Below are 17828 nucleotides of genomic sequence, written 5' to 3' on the forward strand. Positions count from 1 at the left end.
TTATTTTATATAGCCCAAATACACAACATGGATACATTGACAAAAGAACGGAACGAGGAAGCCGAGTCGGAGAACCGAAGAATGATTGAGGAAATGGTGCGTGATTTTGCCGGCGTGGAAATCTCGCCAAACATCAAAAAATGGGATGAGTCCCAGCATTTTCCTAAAGAGCTATTTCATAAAATGGGTGAGCTTGGCCTTATGGGAGTGATGGTGCCGCACGAACTGGGAGGGTCAGGATTTGGCTATCTCGAATACATTACTGCTATCATAGAAATATCGAAAGTGGATCCTTCTATAGGGCTTTCGCTGGCTGCTCACAATTCCCTCTGCACAGGTCACCTGCTTCAATTTGGAAATGACGAACAAAAAAAGAGGTGGCTGCCAAAGCTAGCATCAGGAGAATGGATAGGAGCCTGGGGACTTACCGAACCTAACACCGGCTCGGATGCTGCTAATATGAAAACTACAGCAGTGAAAGATGGGAAGGAATGGGTGATCAATGGAGCCAAAAATTTTATTACCCACGGCATTTCTGGCGACATAGCTGTTTTGATAGCAAGAACGGGCAAAGCGGGTGATTCTCATGGCATGTCGGCTTTCATAGTCGAGAGAGGTACCCCGGGCTTTACGGGTGGAAGAAAGGAAGATAAGCTGGGCATGAGGGCGTCTGAAACAGCTGAAATGATTTTTCAGGACTGTAGAATTCCAGAAGAAAACCTCCTGGGGCAGGTTGGCGATGGCTTTATACAATCATTGAAGGTATTGGATGGAGGCCGGATATCAATAGCTGCGTTAAGCTGTGGCATTGCTGAGGGCGCTTTGCAGGCTGCTTTGGCTTACTCACAGGAAAGACATCAATTCAATAAGCCCATTTCTTCCTTTCAGGGGATTTCCTTTATGCTTGCCGAAATGGCTACCCAGCTGGAGGCAGCCAAACTGCTCACCTATCAGGCAGGTGCCATAAAAAATAGAAAGGGAAAAGTAACAAAGGAATCTGCCATGGCGAAGTACTATGCCTCCGAAGTAGCTGTTTCAGTGGCCAATAATGCGGTGCAGATTTTCGGTGGCTATGGGTTCACCAAGGACTATCCGGTGGAGAAATTTTACAGAGATGCCAAGCTCTGCACTATTGGCGAGGGAACCTCCGAAATCCAAAAGGTGGTTATCTCAAGAGAACTATTGAAATAAATTTGAGTTTTTGGAATTAAAAACTTTATCTTTGCAGCCCATAATTAATTAAGGAAATGATCGTAGTAAACATTAAGGAAAACGAGTCAATCGACAAGGCACTTAAGAGATTCAAGAAGAAATTCGAGAGAACAGGCGTTCTTAAGGAGCTTCGCAGCCGTACTTTCTTTGTTAAGCCTTCTGTTAAAAACAGAGAAGAAAAAATCAAAGCAGCCTACCGTCAGCAAATGATGGGGCAGGAAAATTTATAATAGCGGATATATTTCATAAGTTAGTGAATAAGGTGATTTCACTAACTTATGATTGATTCTTTTCTCAAATACCTCCAATTCGAAAAGAGGCTTAGCCCCCATACCCTTACCTCATACAAGAGTGATCTAACTCAGGCTGAGTCATTTCTAAACAGTGAATTTTCCTACGGGTTAAAGGATGCCAACTATCAGGCATTGAGAACGTGGCTTATCCACCTTGTTGAACAGGGCCTGGAAAGCAAGTCAGTTAACAGGAAAATTGCCTCCCTCAAGTCATACTACAAGTTTCTTCTCCGCAGAGAGGAGATAGAAAAAAGCCCGGCCGACAAGCTGAAGCCTCTCAAAACCCCCAAAATGCTCCCCTCATTCGTAAGGGAGAGTGAAATGACCATTCTACTTGACCAAATTCCTTTTCCGGAGGGATTTGTTGGTGTCAGAGATAAGCTTATTCTCGATTTTTTGTATGGCACAGGCATACGTCTTTCCGAATTAATTAATTTGAAGGATGAGGACATCAATTTCTATCAGGGGCACGTTAAGGTATTAGGCAAGCGAAACAAAGAAAGGGTGATCCCTATTCCAGCGCCACTTGTTGAAGAAGTTAGAAAATATATTACCCTTAAGAAGGGGCATTTGTCTGAAAATTTCTCTAACTTTTTGATAGTAACTGATGAGGGAGATAAAGCCTATCCTATGATGATTTACAGGACGGTAAAAGCGTATTTGAATATGGTTACTAGCTCGGAAAAGAAAAGCCCACACGTACTTAGACACACCTTCGCTACCCACTTGCTCAACAAGGGAGCTGATCTTAATGCTGTAAAAGATTTACTTGGTCATGCCAATTTAGCAGCTACTCAGGTGTATACACACAATACACTTGACAAGCTGAAGTCTGTTTATAAACAAGCCCATCCAAAGGCTTGATTGTTGTACCCTTAAATTTTAGTATTATGAAACTGCAGATGCATTCAATCCACTTCGACGCCGACATTAAATTGTTGGACTTCATTCAAAAGAAAACCGATAAGCTAAATACCTTTTATGACAGGATTATAGATGGTGAAGTATTTATGCGTCTCGAGAAGAATGATGTAGAAAACAAAGTAGTTGAAATAAAGCTGAATATTCCTGGCTCACAATTGTTTGCCAAAGAGCAGTCTAAATCTTTTGAAGCTGCAACCGATCTGGCAGTGGAAGCCTTGCGAAGGCAGCTGAAAAAATTTAAGGAAAAGCAAAAGGTAGCTTAAAAAGAAAGGCCCGTTTAGTAGCGGGCCTTTCTTTTTCAGGTATGAAAACATACATTTGCCTTATTTTTGAAAACCTTTGGGACGCCAGGTCAGGTAAAACTTGAAATGCTATGAGCCAAGACGAAAGAACCAGATACTCAGACGAAGAGCTTAGAGAATTTGAGGAAATAATCTCTCAAAAGCTCGATAAGGCACGAAGTGAGCTTAAATACATCAAGGAGTCGCTTAGCAGAAGCAACGATGAAGGCACGGATAATACCTCTGGAAACATAAAGGTACTGGAAGACGGCGCCGACATGATGGAAAAGGAAAATCTGAGCCAGCTGGCCTCCAGGCAGCAAAAATTTATGGTTCAACTCGAAAATGCCATGGTGAGGATAAAAAATGGCACCTATGGCATTTGTGTAGATACCGGAAAGCTAATCTCTAAGGAGCGCTTAAAAGCTGTTCCTCATACTATGCATTCTATTGAAGCTAAATTGAAGCAGTCACGAAACTAAAGTAGTAGGGGTTTATAGCAGTTGGATTATCTTGTCAATCATATTGAAGCACTCATCTTTTGCTCACCCAAGCCAGTAAGGGATGAAGACTTGAAGAGTACGCTGGAGGAAATGTTCGGCACTGAAGTGCCTGGAGATGATATTTCCCTTGCGATTGAAAAGCTAAAAGAAAAATATAGTGCGGAAACCTTTGCCTTCGAGCCTGTAAAGTCTGGAGGAGGCTATCAGTTTCTTACCAAACCAGCGTATCAGGCAAGCATAGGCATTTTGCTGAAGCAGCAATCAAAAAGGCGCCTTTCTACCTCCTCCCTTGAGACTTTGTCGATTATTGCCTATAAGCAACCAATGACCAAATCGGAGATCGAGCAAATTCGTGGTGTCAATTGCGACTACGCTGTACAAAAGCTGCTTGAAAAAGAGCTGGTCGAAATTAAGGGAAAGTCAGAAGGGGTAGGCAGACCTCTTTTGTACGGCACAAGCAGCAAATTTATGGACTACTTTGGCATTAACGATTTGAAAGAAATGCCGACCCCCAAAGACTTTCTCAAAGAAGAAAATGAGATTGGGGAGACCAAATCGGAAGAATAACCCTTCTTTTTTATTACATTCCACTTATGAAGAAACCATTTAAAGGAGGAAAGAAATTCTCCGACGATAAGCCGTCTTTTGGTGCGGGCAAACGCAGCGAGCCAGGCAAGAGAAGCGATGACCCTAAAAGGTCAGGGCCTTCTGCCAGGCGCAAGGGGCCTGCTACCGGCTCTGCTGACGGCTCAGGCCAGCCGTCGGAAGGCCGGAATAGGCGAGGTTCTTCAGAGGGCACCAGCCGTCCTAAGAGGTCAGCAGGGAGCTTTGGTGAAAAGTCGACTGGTCGTGTGAAAAGAAGCTCACCTGACAATGCTACGGAAGGAGCGTTCGAAAGAACTTCCCGCTTTGCCAGTAAGCCAAAAGGTAAAGGTGCGCCAAAAGGGCCAAGAAAGGGTGGAGCGGCTGGAAAACCCTTCAAACAGAAATACGATGAGAAGCCTGTGTCTCCCAATGAGCCAGTTCGTTTGAATAAATACTTGGCTAATGCTGGCATCGCTTCACGCCGGGAGGCTGATAAGCTGATTGAAGAGGGAAAAGTGACCATCAATGGTAAGGTGGTAACCGAGCTTGGGCTTAAGGTAGGGCCAAAGGACGTTGTGAAGTTTGATGGAAGGGTAATGAAAGCTGAGAAGCTGGTTTATCTGTTGTTGAACAAGCCCAGGGATTTTATAACTACAGTTACCGATCCGCAAAACAGGAAGACTGTGATGAAACTGGTGGCTAATGCCTGTGAAGAGCGGATTTACCCGGTTGGCAGACTGGACAGGAACACAAGTGGGCTGCTACTTTTTACCAACGATGGAGAATTGGCTAAAAAGCTGAGTCACCCTTCGCACATGGTGAAGAAAATTTATTATGTAGAATTGAATAAGCCATTGAAGGCCGATGACCTTGCAAAAATCAAGGCAGGCCTTGAGTTGCAGGATGGCCCCGTTCAGCCCGACGATATTCAGATCGTATCTCCAGATTCGATAGGTATCGGAATTGAGATACACGTTGGCCGAAACAGGATCGTTAGGCGTATTTTTGAGTACCTGGGCTACGACGTGGTGAAGCTCGATAGGGTGATGTATGGAGGGCTTACCAAAAAAGACCTTACCAGGGGCACGTGGCGTATGCTTACTAAGTCGGAAATTAATATGCTGAAGAACTTCACCTAATTCAGCCTCACACTGTTTCGAGTCACTTTAGTGCACTGATAAATGGCATCACTCCGTTGCCTTTATAACTTCCATTAGTTGTTTTAATATTGTAGTTGGCCGGAATGTGCTTCGGTCAACTATTTAGTATGCATGCATACTATTTTTCATAAATCCTTTATATCTTCGAAATAATGAAAGCAAAGTCGGATGACTATCGCTGCGTGAAGAAGTGGGATGAGGAGGATAGAAAAAGAAAATGCCTTCGCTAGCGAAGGCATTTAAGTGATGTGGTGCTGAGTGGATTCGAACCACCGACTCACGGATTTTCAGTCCGATGCTCTACCAACTGAGCTACAGCACCCTCAGAAATGAGAATGCAAAAGTATGGATTAAATGATTTGATCCAAAAACAATTTGAAAAATAAAGGAAACTAGCGACAAACAACATGACCTACCTTCCGCAAATTGCGTTTTTAGCTATTCTGGCCGTTGCGGGCTTTATGCTTTTCGGTCGAATCCGGCAGATAAGAAAGAATATTTTACTGGGAAGACCTCTTAATAGATCGGATCGTAAGAGTGAAAGATGGAAGACCATGCTGCTTGTGGCGTTCGGACAGCAGAAGATGTTCAAGCGTTTTATTCCAGCCTTTTTTCATTTCTTCATTTATGCGGGCTTTCTCATCATTAATCTGGAGGTGCTGGAGTTTGTGCTCGACGGTATATTGGGAACGCACAGGCTGTTTGCTCCTTTGCTCGGCAGCATTTATGGTGTGGCAATTAACTTTTTCGAATTTCTTGCGCTGGCCGTTTTAGTTGCCTGTGTTGTCTTCCTGATAAGGAGAAATATTTTGAGGGTGCCGAGATTCACAAAGCCTGAGATGAAAGGATGGCCTGCACTGGATGGTAACCTTATTTTGGTAATTGAAAGCATCCTGATGCTTGCGATACTAACTATGAATGCCACCGATCAGTTGTTGCAGACTCAATTGCCGGAGGCATATCATCAGACAGGCACGCTGTACATCAGCTCTGTGCTTATTCCATTATTCGACGGACTGAGCACTGACACGCTGGTAGTTGTTGAACGGTTTGCATGGTGGTTTCACATCATTGGCATTCTGGCCTTCGCTATTTATGTTACTTACTCAAAGCATCTACACATTTTCATGGCGTTCCCAAACACCTGGTACTCAAACCTCAATGCGAAAGGGAAATTTGAGAACATGGAGACGGTGACCAATGAGGTGAAGATGATGCTGGGAATCCAATCGGATCAGGCCGCACCTCCGGCAGAGGTAGGAAGGTTTGGCGCCAAAGACATAATGGACCTGAGCTGGAAGAACCTGATGGATGCCTATGCCTGCACAGAATGTGGTCGCTGCACATCTGAGTGCCCGGCTAACATAACTGGCAAAAAACTTTCGCCCCGTAAAATTATGATGGATACGAGAGATCGGATGGAAGAGTACGGGAGTTTTCTTGCTAAAGGTGGAGAGCCGGGAGCAGACGGGAAGTCTCTTCTGGGTGACCATATCTCCAAAGAAGAGATTAACGCTTGTACCACATGTAATGCCTGCACCGAAGCCTGTCCGGTTAATATTGACCCTTTGAATATCATTGTGCAGATGCGCCAGTATGTGGCCATGGAAGAATCGGGCTCGCCAGCCTCGTGGAACACTATGTTTTCGAATATCGAGAATAATTTTGCCCCCTGGAAGTTCCCACCCTCCGACCGGTTCAATTGGGCCAACGAACTGAAACAAGAACCTTCAAAAGACTAAACAATGGAGTATAAGATATCAACGATGGCCGAAATGGCCGCCAAAGGAGAGTCGCCCGAAGTGTTGTTTTGGGTAGGCTGTGCCGGTTCTTTTGATGACCGTTACAAGAGAGTGACGACTGCCTTTGTTAAAATCCTCAACCACGCCGGGATAAAATTTGCAGTTTTGGGCCAGGAGGAGGCGTGCACCGGGGATCCTGCCAAGCGGGCCGGGAATGAGTTTTTGTTTCAAATGCAGGCCATGGCCAATATTCAAGTGCTCAATGGCTATGAAATAAAAAAGATAGTGACGGCTTGCCCTCACTGCTTCAACACCCTGAAGAATGAGTATCCCAGTCTTGGCGGCGACTACGACGTGATCCACCATTCTACCTACCTGCAACAACTTATCAATGAAGGCAGAGTGAAGGTGGCCGGAGGGGCCTTTAAGGGCAAAAAGATTACTTATCATGATAGCTGCTACCTCGGCAGGGCCAATCAGGTGTATGAAGCGCCAAGAGAGGTGATTTCCGCACTTGATGCTGATCTGGTGGAAATGAAGAGATGCAGAACTACTGGGCTTTGCTGCGGTGCCGGAGGAGCACAAATGTTTAAAGACGCTGAGAAAGGCAATAAGGAAATCAATATTGAACGCACCGAAGAGGCACTGTCAACCGGTGCGGAGGTGATAGCCGCCGCTTGTCCGTTCTGCATGACCATGTTGTCGGACGGGGTCAAGAACAAGGAAAAGGAGAGTCAGGTGAGGGTGCTTGACCTTGCAGAACTCATTTTGGCATCAAACTCTGACCTGTCAAATTCGTAGTTGATTGGAACTTTAGTTTTATTGTAATTATTAGTAATAGCGACGGCTCGATTAGTTCATGTAGCCCCGGGCTTTTATATTTACTAAAAATTATAAGGCATGTTTATTCCTTTTGATCAGATGGAGGACACCAGCAGGTTGTGGGTGTACCAATGCGATAGATTCCTTACCGACGAAGAGGTGGAGTGGCTTTCCGGTTCGCTTACTTCATTTCTTGATTCGTGGAAGGCCCATAACCAGCCGCTTACGAGTTCTTTTATTATAGAAAATAAGGTGTTTGTCATTATCGCAGTCGACGAAGCGTCTTATGGTGCTTCAGGTTGTAGTATTGATGCATCTGTTCACGAACTCCAAATACTTCAGGAAAAACTGAAAGTAGACTTTTTTACAAGAGACACAGTGATTTTTAAAAATGGGAAGTCTCTTGAGAGAGTTAAGCTGCAAGAAATAAAACCAAAAGTAGCAAGTGGTGAACTGGAGGCCGATTCTCGGGTATTCAATACACTGATAAGTTCAAAGGAAGACCTGAAAGCAAATTGGCTGGTGGCGGCTGGAGACACCTGGTTGAAACGTTATTTTAAAACTGCGCATACCTTTCAATAGGGACATTCGTTAAATTGAGTGTTTGAAGGTTGTACCTCGTTTAATAGTAGTTGTTATGAGAAACACCTGTTTGGGACTAGTATTGGGATTGTTTTTTCTGGCTGGATGCAGTGTTTCCAAAAAAGCAGAAAAGTCATATGCCAATGCGGAATATGACGTTGCTATCGACCAGTATCAGACACTGGTGAAGAAAAATCCACGAGATCCTGACCTCAATTATCGGCTTGCGGAAGCTTACAAGAAGTCGAATAAAATTGGCCAGGGAGCGCCCTACTATCGTGCTGCTATTCAGAATGGTATTGATGACGAAATGGCATGGTTTGAATATGCTCAAGCCCTCAAAGCAGTAGGGAAATATGACGACGCTAAAGATGCGCTGAATGACTACTTACTGAAAGCTTCAACGCCATCTATCAAGAAGCTCGCAGAAGATGATCTGGCGAGCCTTGAGAAGCTTGATCTTTTGAAAGACAGAGAGTCGTACTACAGGGTAAAAAACCTTGAAACGGTTAACACACCAGCTGCTGAATATAGCCCTGTTTACAATAAGGGCGACCTGTATTTCACCTCAAACAGAGATGGTGGAAAAGTGTACAAGGCCACTGGCACGGGTTTTACAGATATTTACAGTGTGAAAACAAGAGGTGCCGTTGTCGACCTCACCTCGCTGAAAGCCCTGGATCCGGTTATTAATGACCCGGGAGTTAACGAAGGGTCTGTTGCCTTTTCTTCAGATGGCTTTACGATGATTTTTGCCAAAGGCAACACAGGAAAAAGCAGTGATGCCGAGCAAATTAACTTGTTTTTTACCCGATATAGGAACGGGCGATGGTCTACCCCAAGGCCCGTCAATGTCAATGAGCCCTCGTCGTGGGACAGCAGCCCGGCTATGAGTCCTGATGGCACCACTTTGTACTGGGCGTCGGACAGACCAGGCGGACTGGGTGGCAGCGACATTTATTCAGCTACCCTAAACAACCGGGGCCGTTGGGTGGATATCAGAAACCTGGGACCTGAAATCAACACAGCGGGTGACGAAGCATTCCCATATATGGCCGAGGATGGCTCTCTTTATTTTTCTTCTAATGGGCATCCGGGGCTCGGCAGCATGGATATTTTTGTGGCCAAGCGACAGGGCGGAGCGATGAGGGTAGACAACCTTGGGGCACCTGTCAACTCGGAAGGAGACGATTTTGGCTTGTTCCTTTTTAATCCTACGAGAGGCTTCTTTTCTTCCAACAGACCCGGTGGAAAGGGCGATGACGACATTTATACCTTTGTCAATGACGACCCTAATCTGAAAATCATCAATTTTCATCTAGCAGGGACTACTGTAACGCCCGATGCTACCGGAACTGACGAGATTTTAGGCAATACCAAAGTGAGGCTTCTGGATGAAAAAGATGACAAGCTGATTAGCGAAACCTTCACCGGTGACGATGGCTCCTTCAATTTTCAGGTTTTTGGGGAAGAAAACTATTATCTGGTAGCCGAAAAGCCGGACTACTTCACCACCAGGATCGACTTTAGCACTGTAGGCAAAACGCCTGACAGAAGCACACTTACTGAGCTGATCACTAACGTAACTTTTGAGACAAAAATCCGGCTCGACAAAATTATTATGCAAAAGCCGATTGTGTTGGAAAATATCTACTACGATCTGGACAAGGACGACATCAGAACCGATGCTGCAGTTGAGCTTGACAAACTGGCGCAACTCATGAGAGACAACCCAGAGATTGAAATTGAACTTGCTTCTCACACAGATGATCGAGCTCCCGACGACTATAACCTTGACCTTTCAGATAGAAGGGCCAGATCAGCGGTTAGATACCTTGTTTCACAGGGAATAAACGCCTCCCGCATGGTGGCCCGGGGTTATGGAGAAACTCAGTTGATCATCAAAGAAGCACAAACTGAGGAGGAGCATCAGGTCAACCGTCGTACCGAATTTAAAGTGACAAAATACGACAAGTCTAAGTTCATCATCGAAGACGAAGATCAGCCCGGCTCGCTGGAAGACGATGAGTTTGATAAGTATTTTAAACGAGGAAACGGGGGAGAACAACAGTAATGGCGCTCGACACTGTAAAGGTCTTTTTGCTTCCCACGGAGCCGGTCTATTCTCATATCCAAAAACTCAAGCTTCAGCTTAAGGAGAAAATAGGCAACTTTTTCTATTGGGACTATGAGCCGCACATTTCCCTTATTTATCTGAAAGTTGAACAGGGTCACCTCGAGCCGCTTGTGCAGGCTGTTGAAAAAGTAGTGACAGGTGTTCTTCCTTTCGACATCTCATTGAATAAAATTATCGCACCCGGCAGGGGTTTGATTTTTGTGGATGTGGAGAAGTCACTCCCTCTAAGGGTATTAACCAATAGCCTTCACCAGGCCTTCAAAGATTATCTGACTGGAGAGAAACCTCAGCACGAAGATTTTGAAAAATACCTGAGGCACCACATCACCATTGGCAACTACATCAAGGGTGACAACTACGACAAGGCGATTAAGTTCCTTGCCAGTGCGTCTGTTCCCGATGCTTTTGAATGCCGAAGAATTGTGATCTACAGGGAAGATCCCGAAACGAGGAAGAACATCCTTTTAAAGGAGTTTGCTATCTAATGATAATCTACAGCCCAGTCGGTCGCATGTCTTCAATTAATTGGCTAAAGAAGGCGAACAATTCTTGTGGGTCGCTTATTTTTGTCGGATGAACGAGCGCTACCTGCAAAGAGGTGTGTCGGCCGACAAGGAAGACGTGCACCAGGCAATTTCGAAACTTGACAAAGGTCTTTTCCCCAAAGCATTTTGCAAGATTGTGCCCGACATGCTGGGCAATGACGCTGAATGGTGCAATATTATGCATGCTGATGGTGCCGGCACCAAGTCATCGCTAGCCTACCTGTATTGGAAAGAAACGGGCGACTTAAGTGTTTGGAAGGGCATTGCCCAGGATGCAGTCATTATGAACACCGACGACCTGCTCTGTGTGGGGGCTACCGACAACATTCTTCTCTCCTCGACCATTGGGCGTAATAAGCATAAAGTGCCGGGAGAGGTCATCTCAGCAATTATTAACGGTACCGAGGAAGTCCTGCAGCTATTGAGAGACCATGGTGTGAATATAGCATTGACCGGAGGGGAGACTGCCGACGTTGGCGACCTGGTTCGAACCATCATAGTAGACAGCACGGTGATCGCCAGAATGAAGCGCTCGGACGTTATCACGACTGACGGGATAAAGCCGGGGAATGTGATTGTTGGACTTGCGTCGTACGGCCAGGCTACCTACGAAGCCAGTTACAATGGAGGCATGGGTAGCAACGGACTAACTTCTGCACGTCATGATGTTTTTGAAAAGGCCTATGCGGGCAAATATCCTGAAAGTTACGATGCTGCAGTAGCAAGAGACCTGGTGTACTCAGGGAAATACAAGCTAACCGACAGGGTAGCAGGCGTGCCGTTAGATATGGGGAAGTTGGTACTGTCTCCCACAAGGACATACGCACCGGTAATGATGGAGATTTTTAAACACCACCGGGCAGCGATTGATGGAATCGTCCATTGCAGTGGCGGAGCACAAACCAAAGTACTCCACTTTATCACTGAGAACCATGTTGTAAAAAACAACATGTTTGACGTACCGCCTTTATTCAGGATCATTCAGGAAGAAAGTGGTACGGATTGGAAGGAGATGTACAAAGTGTTCAATATGGGGCATCGGATGGAAATATATACCGACGCTGATTCAGCGGAGAACATGATTCAAATTGCGAACAGTTTCGGAGTTGATGCGCAAATTATAGGTGAGGTGAAGGCCTCAGCTAGCCCGCTTGTCACGATTTCCAGTGCACGTGGCACTTTTGAGTACAGCAAAGCTTAGCTTTTTACTTTCAGGGATAGAATCATAAAAACAACTAATCCTGTGGCCAGCCACCAGTTTCCAGAAAGGGCGACAATGATTGCGAATACAATCAGGTAATATATTGGGAAGAAGACCATGCCCATTCCGAACTTTACGGCGCCGAGAAACTTGTTGTCTTTGATTTTACTTTTCAAGAAACGGGAAAGGAGTGTGAGCACGGGCCAGTGTAAAGCACGGGCCAGTGGGTTAATTTTTCTTTTCTTTGGTTTGGGTGCAGGTCTTGAGTCGACGTCTATGTTTCTGAAAAATTCAGGCGACGTTAAATCTACCCCCGAAAGCCCAGCTTCTTCGAACCAAAAATTTTCATTGGCACTGCTGCCAATCTGGATGATCTCCTGCTCCATACCGTCACTCACCGCTTTGGTAAGCGATAATAGTCCTTTTTGTTCGCTCTCTTCATAATCTTTCTTGAAATCGAGCACTTTGACCGGTTTGCCGAAACGCATCTGAAACGCCGTATTGAAATTCCAGTAGTGCTCGTAGTTCAGTCCCACCGGCACAATATAAATTTCCTTTTCAAAGTTAGACTCCTGTGCTGACTGGAATGCAATACGAGCCATCCCCTTCTTGAGCGGCCTAAGGTTGTGTGCGCAGACTTGGTCGCCTTCCGGAAACAGTAGCAGACATCCATTATCCCTCAGTAGCTGACTACAGTTTTTAAACACTTCTTCATTTTTTCCAAGGGTATCCTTGCCGTCTCGCTGCCTATAGACAGGCCACATATGAAAACCAAAAAGAATTTTTTGTATCAGCCCTTTCTTGAACACGTCGGAGCGGGTGAGGAAATGAAGCGACCTGGGCTGAAAACAGGCGGGGAGAATGGCATCCAAAAATGAGTTCTGGTGATTAGGGGCAAGGATGACAGGTGCATTCCTTGGTAAATTTTCGAGACCGGAAACCTTGAAATGGCCGTAAAAAAACCATAGAGCGACCCTAACAATTGGCCGAAAAATGAAATAGATCATGTATAACGTTAAAGTTTAGTTGGAACGGGACCACAGGTAACTGACGGTCATCCCGGATACCATGTGCCAGATGCCCCACCAGGCGGCAATCAGCGCCATGCCTCCCAAGCCGTCAAAAAAAGTAAATATGAGCAAAAGTCCCAAGCCCGAGTTTTGAATTCCTGTTTCAATAGCAATCGTACGACGATCAGTGGAAGTCAAACCGGAAAATCTGGCCAGGGCATAGCCTCCACCCAGGGCAAGCGCATTGTGGATCAATACCAGAATGACAACCAGGTAAATATGGTTGTAAAATATTTCGTAGTTGGCGGTAAGGGCTCCAACAACGAATAGCGCAAAGATGCCCAGGGAGACCTTGCGAAATACATTGCCATATTTCAGGCACCATTCCGGGGCTTTGTGCTTTGCTGTCATGCCTACGATAAGTGGCACGCCAAGTATGATGAATACGGCCGTAAAAACATCTAAAACGGAAAGATCCACTTTTGTAAGCAACCTGGCGGTAGGCTCATATTGGCTGGCCCAGAATGATAGATTGATAGGGGTGAAAAGAATAGCACCTACAGTTGAAAATGCGGTGAGGGTGACTGATAGTGCCACATTGCCTTTGGCCATGAAAGAGAAAAAATTCGAGACATTACCACCAGGGCAGGCCGCTACCATGATCATGCCCAGAGCAATACTTGGGGCCGGTTCCCACGCCAGTATGAGAAGAAAAGTCAGAAGAGGAAGGACGAGGAACTGTGAGATGATACCTACAACCGCCGCTTTCGGGTATTGTGCGATTTTTTTAAAATCTCCTACCGAAAGCTCAATAGCCACGCTGAACATGATGAAGGCCAGCAGCAAGTTAAGACCCCAGGCAGATCCCTGACTAAAATTAAGATGCACACTATCGATCGCTTCCATGTATTTTTAATGCAAGGCGAAAGATAGGAAGAAAAATGTTTGTTCGGCTGCTGAGTTAAATGCAGCTTCTTTTTCGACTGCCGGTTTATGCTAGTTTACACGCATAATAAAGGCTAGCACAAGGTAAGGTGGCCGGTTGTCGTATTGCTGACCTCCCCCAGTAGCGCCAGCAGATGCTCCTACACCACTTGAGGAGACAGAGAAAGTGCCGGTAAACGAGGCCGAGCTTGTGGTGACCGAACTTGTGTTGCTTGGAGAGCCCCCCGGGCCCACCATGCTTTTATTTGTGTTCGGAATAATGGATCGGTATTCTGTGACAGAATAATTATGATCATGAGTCAAGGTAGCCGCATGGGTATGACCAGGGTCGTTTACCCCATGCGAGTGGTTAGGCAGCATGGCCTCGTTAATCATTATGTAGTCAGAGCCCCCACCCGGGCCCTTGGAAGGATAGTCAGAACCACCTGGGTTCAGACCAACAATAAACCTGCCTCTTAAATCTGGCGTGCCATTGCCACCATCGCAGAGATACCAGCCAGCCGGAAGTGCGTTTGGGTCGCCACTCCACATCACGATGCTTTTGACAGGGAAAGAAGCCAGAGAATTCCAAACGTCATTGGCTCCATTGTAAACACTGACGTTATTTCCAATAGAGTCGTAATACATCATTCCGTCTTCTTCCGCTAGCAAGTGCTTTCTGTGGTTGGTTCCGTCGTTCATTTCAGTAGCGTAGTTAGGCAATAGCACACCTTTGTTTTTTTCCTGGACATCAATGACAACGACGGCCTTTTCGTAAGGCGGGGTTGGCCCAGTGCCTATAAAAAGAAAGTCTTCCGGCCCTTGTGCTTTTAGGCAGAAACTCGTAAGAAAGCAGACGGTAGTGAGTAGCCATCGATGTGGCTGGGTTATCTTTTTCATAGCTTCATGATAAACGCCAATACATAATATGGAGGTCTATTGTCGATGGCCTGACTTGAGCCGGTTTCCCCTACGGAAATTCCCGTCCCTGAACTGCCAACTGTTACCGTGGTTCCCACCCTTGAGGTTGACTTGGGGTTGGCCACGGGGAGATAGTGAAACCCGGCAACAGGTGCAGTGCTTGCACCTGCGATAACGCCGGTGCTCTTTTCGGCATCACTGACAGAGAAATCATGATCGTGAGCACCTGGAGTAAAACCTAGGCTGTGTGTGTGATCAGATGAAATACTGTGCGAATGTGACGGCATTTCTGCTATAGTAAGTGTGTGAAAGGCCCCACCTGCGGTGACGGAGTTCAGCGTGGCATAGTCTCCGCCGCCAGAATAGCCAGCTATAAATTGGCTCCTGAGGTTAGGGGTTGGGATGCCACCTGATGTTACAGCCCCTTGCAAATTATAGGTGTTTCCGTCGCAAAGCACCCAGCCATCCGGCAAACTTGAGACATCTCCTCCCCACATAATCACCGTACCGGAGGGCACAGGAGCGATATCTGTCCAAACGCCTCCTTGGGAATAGGCAAGGAATCCGGAGGATGTGTTATATATAAGCAGCCCATCGGTGGGCCCGACAATTGATGTAGTAGTTCGTGGTATGAGCACTCCCTTATTGATATTGGAAACCCTTTCTCCGACCTGAAAGGCCGCTGACGGCTCCGGGTTAGTCGTCCCTATGGCTGCGCCTTGTTGGGCGTTGGTATAGTTGGCCAGGAGAAAGGCAAACACAAAAATCAGATTAATTTTAGCTGGAAACTTCATGGTTATAATTTCATGATGTAAACAAGAACATAGAAAGGTGGGCGATTGTCGAAGGCAGCACCCGACCCATTGTTTTGCAATGAAATGTTTGCACTGGCGGGACTCATCGATGCCGAAAAGGAACCGTTGCTTGTGGTGACGTCATAGTCAACGATAGTACCACCGTCTCTGTAAGCGACGGTAGAGAGATGATCGTCCGCCCGCCCGAAAGTTGGCCCAAAGCTACTGGAACTGTAGCTGATGCTGTGCGTATGACTTGTGTTTGCAGGCAGTGTGACGGCATGGTTGTGACCTGGGTCAGTAATGGTGTGGGTGTGGCTTGGCAAGTTATCTACCCCAAGACCTACTGTTCCAGATCCTCCAGGGGTGCCATTAATAGTCGCATAGTCTCCTGACCCTGAGTACCCAACAACGAATTTGCCCCCCAGATTTGGTCTTCCATTGTTGCCGTCGCAAATCGCCCACCCCGCCATGTGCTTAACCCCCACGCCTCCGGGAAAGTAGGTAGAAATATCCCCATACCACATTGTAATTGTTCCCGCCGGCACCGGCTTCATTGCCTCCCAGCCGCTGCGGCTGTTATAATAGTAATAGCAGTGTTGTTCGATGTCGTATACAATCAATCCATTGGCGGGGCTGGGTAATGTTGCCCGCTGCACGGAAGTAAGCCGGGGAAGTAGTATGCCCTTTTCTGAGCCAATATTCAAAAGCGCATTGTCAGAGCTCAAGGCGTTCCCTATGATAACTTCCTGCCCGTAGAATGTTTGTGGAAAAAAATATGTAAATATTATAATGCCTGATATGAGGCTGTTTTTTCTGGATAGCATTGGTTATTCCTGTTTGAGCATGTGCTTAAAATAGGAATAATTTATAAAATGGAAAAGTTGATAGTTTTATTATGCTGAATAAGGGTATTTTTTTTCGGTTTGTCGGCAGGAAAGAAAGATTTTTGGGAATCTATTTTTTGGGAATTATGACTGACCTTCCGTAGCTCAAATGAAATCCTTAGAAGGCATTTTTAGGCCTGGATTCAATCCACATACCCAAATCGTTTCAACTTGAGCTTATTTTGCCGCCAGTCTTTTTCAACCCTCACATAGGTTTCGAGGTGGACTTGCTTGCCGAAGAAGGCTTCCATGTCCTTCCTTGCCTCTATCCCCACTTTTTTCAAAGCCAGCCCTCCATGCCCAATAATGATCGCCCTTTGAGTGGCCCGCTCAACAAAAATCTCTGCCATCACACGGATAATCTTTTCTTCCTCTTTGAATGAAGCAATGATTACTTCGCAGCTATAAGGCACTTCCTTTTTGTAGTTCAGAAATATTTTCTCTCTGATGATTTCTGATGCAAAAAACCGCTCGGTTCGGTCTGTCATTTCATCGTCAGGGAAATACGGTGGGTGGACAGGCAGTTTTTCTAATATTTGGTCAAACAGTGGCTCCAGGTTGGTCTTGTCGAGGGCGGAGATGCAGAGAATAGGGATATCACCCGAAAACTCTTTGAAGTAAGTGACCTTGTCTTCCAACTGGCTGCCTTTTGACTTGTCTATTTTATTAATCACAAAAAGGGCAGGCACGCCGCTCTTCCTCAACAGCTCCAGAATTTCGACGTTGTCGCCATCCATTTTGTCGCCCAGCTCGACAACGAAAAGAATCATATCTGCATCTTCCAGCGACTGGTACACAAAACGCATCATCGCCTCCTGCAATTCATACTGAGGCTTCATTACCCCGGGTGTGTCGGAGTACACAATCTGGAAATCTTTGCCTGTCAATATCCCAAAAATGCGGTGGCGGGTAGTTTGGGCCTTGGCTGTGATGATGGAGAGGCGCTCACCAATGAGGGCGTTCATGAGGGTAGATTTGCCGACGTTGGGTTTGCCGATGATGGACACAAACCCCGAACGGAACGCTGGAGATGGCTGGTCAGTAGATTTTTTTGACATTCTTTTGAATTATTCTGTAAAGGTACTTGTTTTTGCTTAAAAGCTGCCTTACATTTGTAGCCCTTTAACAAACATATCGCGGGGTGGAGCAGTTGGTAGCTCGTCGGGCTCATAACCCGAAGGCCACAGGTTCGAGTCCTGTCCCCGCTACTAACAAGGCCTCAGCGCACGCTGAGGCCTTTTTGTTATGCGTTGTTATGGTAGCGAAAAAGCCGGAGGAGCTTTTCTGAATTATTATGACGAATTT

General features: G+C 46.0%; 19 protein-coding genes and 2 tRNA genes. 14 read left to right on the forward strand and 7 right to left on the reverse strand.

What is annotated here, in order from left to right; translation table 11 throughout:
- Positions 1–27: 27 nt before the first annotated feature.
- The 7 genes from RIF36_RS08315 (at position 28) to RIF36_RS08345 (ending at position 4937) form a co-directional block, all read left to right on the forward strand.
- On the forward strand, positions 28–1191 hold the full coding sequence (locus RIF36_RS08315; protein ID WP_350124440.1) for an acyl-CoA dehydrogenase family protein: 1164 nt from the start codon (positions 28–30) through the stop codon (positions 1189–1191).
- A 56-nt stretch (positions 1192–1247) separates the two neighbouring features.
- On the forward strand, positions 1248–1442 hold the full coding sequence (gene rpsU, locus RIF36_RS08320) for a 30S ribosomal protein S21 (protein WP_151996200.1): 195 nt from the start codon (positions 1248–1250) through the stop codon (positions 1440–1442).
- A 48-nt stretch (positions 1443–1490) separates the two neighbouring features.
- Positions 1491–2369, forward strand: coding sequence for a tyrosine-type recombinase/integrase (locus RIF36_RS08325; RefSeq protein WP_151996201.1), 879 nt, complete (start codon positions 1491–1493; stop codon positions 2367–2369).
- A gap of 26 nt (positions 2370–2395) precedes the next feature.
- Positions 2396–2692, forward strand: coding sequence for a ribosome hibernation-promoting factor, HPF/YfiA family (gene hpf / locus RIF36_RS08330; protein WP_151996202.1), 297 nt, complete (start codon positions 2396–2398; stop codon positions 2690–2692).
- A 110-nt stretch (positions 2693–2802) separates the two neighbouring features.
- Positions 2803–3192 carry a TraR/DksA family transcriptional regulator gene (locus tag RIF36_RS08335; protein WP_151996203.1) on the forward strand — a complete coding sequence of 130 codons (390 nt, stop codon included), beginning with the start codon at positions 2803–2805 and terminating at the stop codon, positions 3190–3192.
- Positions 3193–3213: 21 nt separating this feature from the next.
- Entirely contained in the window at positions 3214–3780 is a 567-nt protein-coding gene (gene scpB, locus RIF36_RS08340; protein WP_317489382.1) for an SMC-Scp complex subunit ScpB, read from the forward strand.
- 26 nt (positions 3781–3806) lie between these two features.
- On the forward strand, positions 3807–4937 hold the full coding sequence (locus RIF36_RS08345) for a pseudouridine synthase (protein WP_350124436.1): 1131 nt from the start codon (positions 3807–3809) through the stop codon (positions 4935–4937).
- Positions 4938–5207: 270 nt separating this feature from the next.
- Here RIF36_RS08345 and RIF36_RS08350 read toward each other — a convergent pair.
- A tRNA-Phe gene (locus RIF36_RS08350) sits at positions 5208–5280 on the reverse strand.
- 85 nt (positions 5281–5365) lie between these two features.
- On the opposite strand from RIF36_RS08350, the gene RIF36_RS08355 reads away from it, so the two are divergent.
- From RIF36_RS08355 to RIF36_RS08380, 6 genes are all read left to right on the forward strand, one after another.
- Positions 5366–6700, forward strand: a complete 1335-nt coding sequence (locus RIF36_RS08355) for a 4Fe-4S dicluster domain-containing protein (protein WP_350124433.1) — start codon at positions 5366–5368, stop codon at positions 6698–6700.
- A gap of 3 nt (positions 6701–6703) precedes the next feature.
- Positions 6704–7501, forward strand: coding sequence for a (Fe-S)-binding protein (locus tag RIF36_RS08360; protein WP_350124430.1), 798 nt, complete (start codon positions 6704–6706; stop codon positions 7499–7501).
- Positions 7502–7600: 99 nt separating this feature from the next.
- Positions 7601–8104, forward strand: coding sequence for a hypothetical protein (locus tag RIF36_RS08365; RefSeq protein ID WP_350124427.1), 504 nt, complete (start codon positions 7601–7603; stop codon positions 8102–8104).
- Between the two features lie 55 nt (positions 8105–8159).
- Positions 8160–10178, forward strand: coding sequence for a CHU_0125 family OmpA-like outer membrane integrity protein (locus RIF36_RS08370; protein ID WP_350124424.1), 2019 nt, complete (start codon positions 8160–8162; stop codon positions 10176–10178).
- Positions 10178–10726: a 2'-5' RNA ligase family protein gene (locus RIF36_RS08375; protein WP_350124422.1), complete on the forward strand. Its 549-nt coding sequence runs from the start codon at positions 10178–10180 to the stop codon at positions 10724–10726. The genes RIF36_RS08370 and RIF36_RS08375 overlap by 1 nt, the downstream gene beginning before the upstream one ends.
- Before the next feature lie 88 nt (positions 10727–10814).
- Entirely contained in the window at positions 10815–11987 is a 1173-nt protein-coding gene (locus RIF36_RS08380; RefSeq protein ID WP_350124420.1) for an AIR synthase related protein, read from the forward strand.
- Here RIF36_RS08380 and RIF36_RS08385 read toward each other — a convergent pair.
- The 6 genes from RIF36_RS08385 to era form a co-directional block, all read right to left on the reverse strand.
- A complete protein-coding gene (locus RIF36_RS08385; protein WP_350124417.1) occupies positions 11984–12994 on the reverse strand; it encodes a 1-acyl-sn-glycerol-3-phosphate acyltransferase in 1011 nt (336 codons plus the stop codon). The two genes, RIF36_RS08380 and RIF36_RS08385, sit on opposite strands and share 4 nt — an antisense overlap.
- A gap of 15 nt (positions 12995–13009) precedes the next feature.
- Positions 13010–13903: a bile acid:sodium symporter family protein gene (locus tag RIF36_RS08390; RefSeq protein WP_151996213.1), complete on the reverse strand. Its 894-nt coding sequence runs from the start codon at positions 13901–13903 to the stop codon at positions 13010–13012.
- Positions 13904–13993: 90 nt separating this feature from the next.
- A complete protein-coding gene (locus RIF36_RS08395) occupies positions 13994–14821 on the reverse strand; it encodes a phage tail-like protein (protein ID WP_350124414.1) in 828 nt (275 codons plus the stop codon).
- Positions 14818–15636, reverse strand: a complete 819-nt coding sequence (locus RIF36_RS08400; protein ID WP_350149334.1) for a phage tail-like protein — start codon at positions 15634–15636, stop codon at positions 14818–14820. Before RIF36_RS08400 ends, RIF36_RS08395 begins: the two co-directional genes overlap by 4 nt.
- Before the next feature lie 2 nt (positions 15637–15638).
- Positions 15639–16463, reverse strand: coding sequence for a phage tail-like protein (locus RIF36_RS08405; RefSeq protein WP_350124408.1), 825 nt, complete (start codon positions 16461–16463; stop codon positions 15639–15641).
- 203 nt (positions 16464–16666) lie between these two features.
- Positions 16667–17581, reverse strand: coding sequence for a GTPase Era (era, locus tag RIF36_RS08410; protein WP_350097429.1), 915 nt, complete (start codon positions 17579–17581; stop codon positions 16667–16669).
- 77 nt (positions 17582–17658) lie between these two features.
- Here era and RIF36_RS08415 point away from each other — a divergent pair.
- Positions 17659–17731, forward strand: a tRNA-Met gene (locus RIF36_RS08415).
- Positions 17732–17828 lie beyond the last annotated feature (97 nt).

It is taken from the genome of Imperialibacter sp., assembly GCF_040222815.1.
GTDB lineage: Bacteria > Bacteroidota > Bacteroidia > Cytophagales > Cyclobacteriaceae > Imperialibacter.

Bases quoted from the DNA above. Each gene is read 5' to 3' on its own strand.
- RIF36_RS08385 (WP_350124417.1), bottom strand. From the start codon at position 12,994: ATGATCTATTTCATTTTTCGGCCAATTGTTAGGGTCGCTCTATGGTTT.
- RIF36_RS08400 (WP_350149334.1), bottom strand. From the start codon at position 15,636: ATGAAGTTTCCAGCTAAAATTAATCTGATTTTTGTGTTTGCCTTTCTC.
- RIF36_RS08345 (WP_350124436.1), top strand. From the start codon at position 3,807: ATGAAGAAACCATTTAAAGGAGGAAAGAAATTCTCCGACGATAAGCCG.
- hpf (WP_151996202.1), top strand. From the start codon at position 2,396: ATGAAACTGCAGATGCATTCAATCCACTTCGACGCCGACATTAAATTG.
- RIF36_RS08335 (WP_151996203.1), top strand. From the start codon at position 2,803: ATGAGCCAAGACGAAAGAACCAGATACTCAGACGAAGAGCTTAGAGAA.
- RIF36_RS08370 (WP_350124424.1), top strand. From the start codon at position 8,160: ATGAGAAACACCTGTTTGGGACTAGTATTGGGATTGTTTTTTCTGGCT.
- RIF36_RS08325 (WP_151996201.1), top strand. From the start codon at position 1,491: ATGATTGATTCTTTTCTCAAATACCTCCAATTCGAAAAGAGGCTTAGC.
- RIF36_RS08395 (WP_350124414.1), bottom strand. From the start codon at position 14,821: ATGAAAAAGATAACCCAGCCACATCGATGGCTACTCACTACCGTCTGC.
- RIF36_RS08315 (WP_350124440.1), top strand. From the start codon at position 28: ATGGATACATTGACAAAAGAACGGAACGAGGAAGCCGAGTCGGAGAAC.
- RIF36_RS08360 (WP_350124430.1), top strand. From the start codon at position 6,704: ATGGAGTATAAGATATCAACGATGGCCGAAATGGCCGCCAAAGGAGAG.
- RIF36_RS08355 (WP_350124433.1), top strand. From the start codon at position 5,366: ATGACCTACCTTCCGCAAATTGCGTTTTTAGCTATTCTGGCCGTTGCG.
- RIF36_RS08380 (WP_350124420.1), top strand. From the start codon at position 10,815: ATGAACGAGCGCTACCTGCAAAGAGGTGTGTCGGCCGACAAGGAAGAC.
- era (WP_350097429.1), bottom strand. From the start codon at position 17,581: ATGTCAAAAAAATCTACTGACCAGCCATCTCCAGCGTTCCGTTCGGGG.
- RIF36_RS08390 (WP_151996213.1), bottom strand. From the start codon at position 13,903: ATGGAAGCGATCGATAGTGTGCATCTTAATTTTAGTCAGGGATCTGCC.
- RIF36_RS08375 (WP_350124422.1), top strand. From the start codon at position 10,178: ATGGCGCTCGACACTGTAAAGGTCTTTTTGCTTCCCACGGAGCCGGTC.
- RIF36_RS08405 (WP_350124408.1), bottom strand. From the start codon at position 16,463: ATGCTATCCAGAAAAAACAGCCTCATATCAGGCATTATAATATTTACA.
- RIF36_RS08365 (WP_350124427.1), top strand. From the start codon at position 7,601: ATGTTTATTCCTTTTGATCAGATGGAGGACACCAGCAGGTTGTGGGTG.
- rpsU (WP_151996200.1), top strand. From the start codon at position 1,248: ATGATCGTAGTAAACATTAAGGAAAACGAGTCAATCGACAAGGCACTT.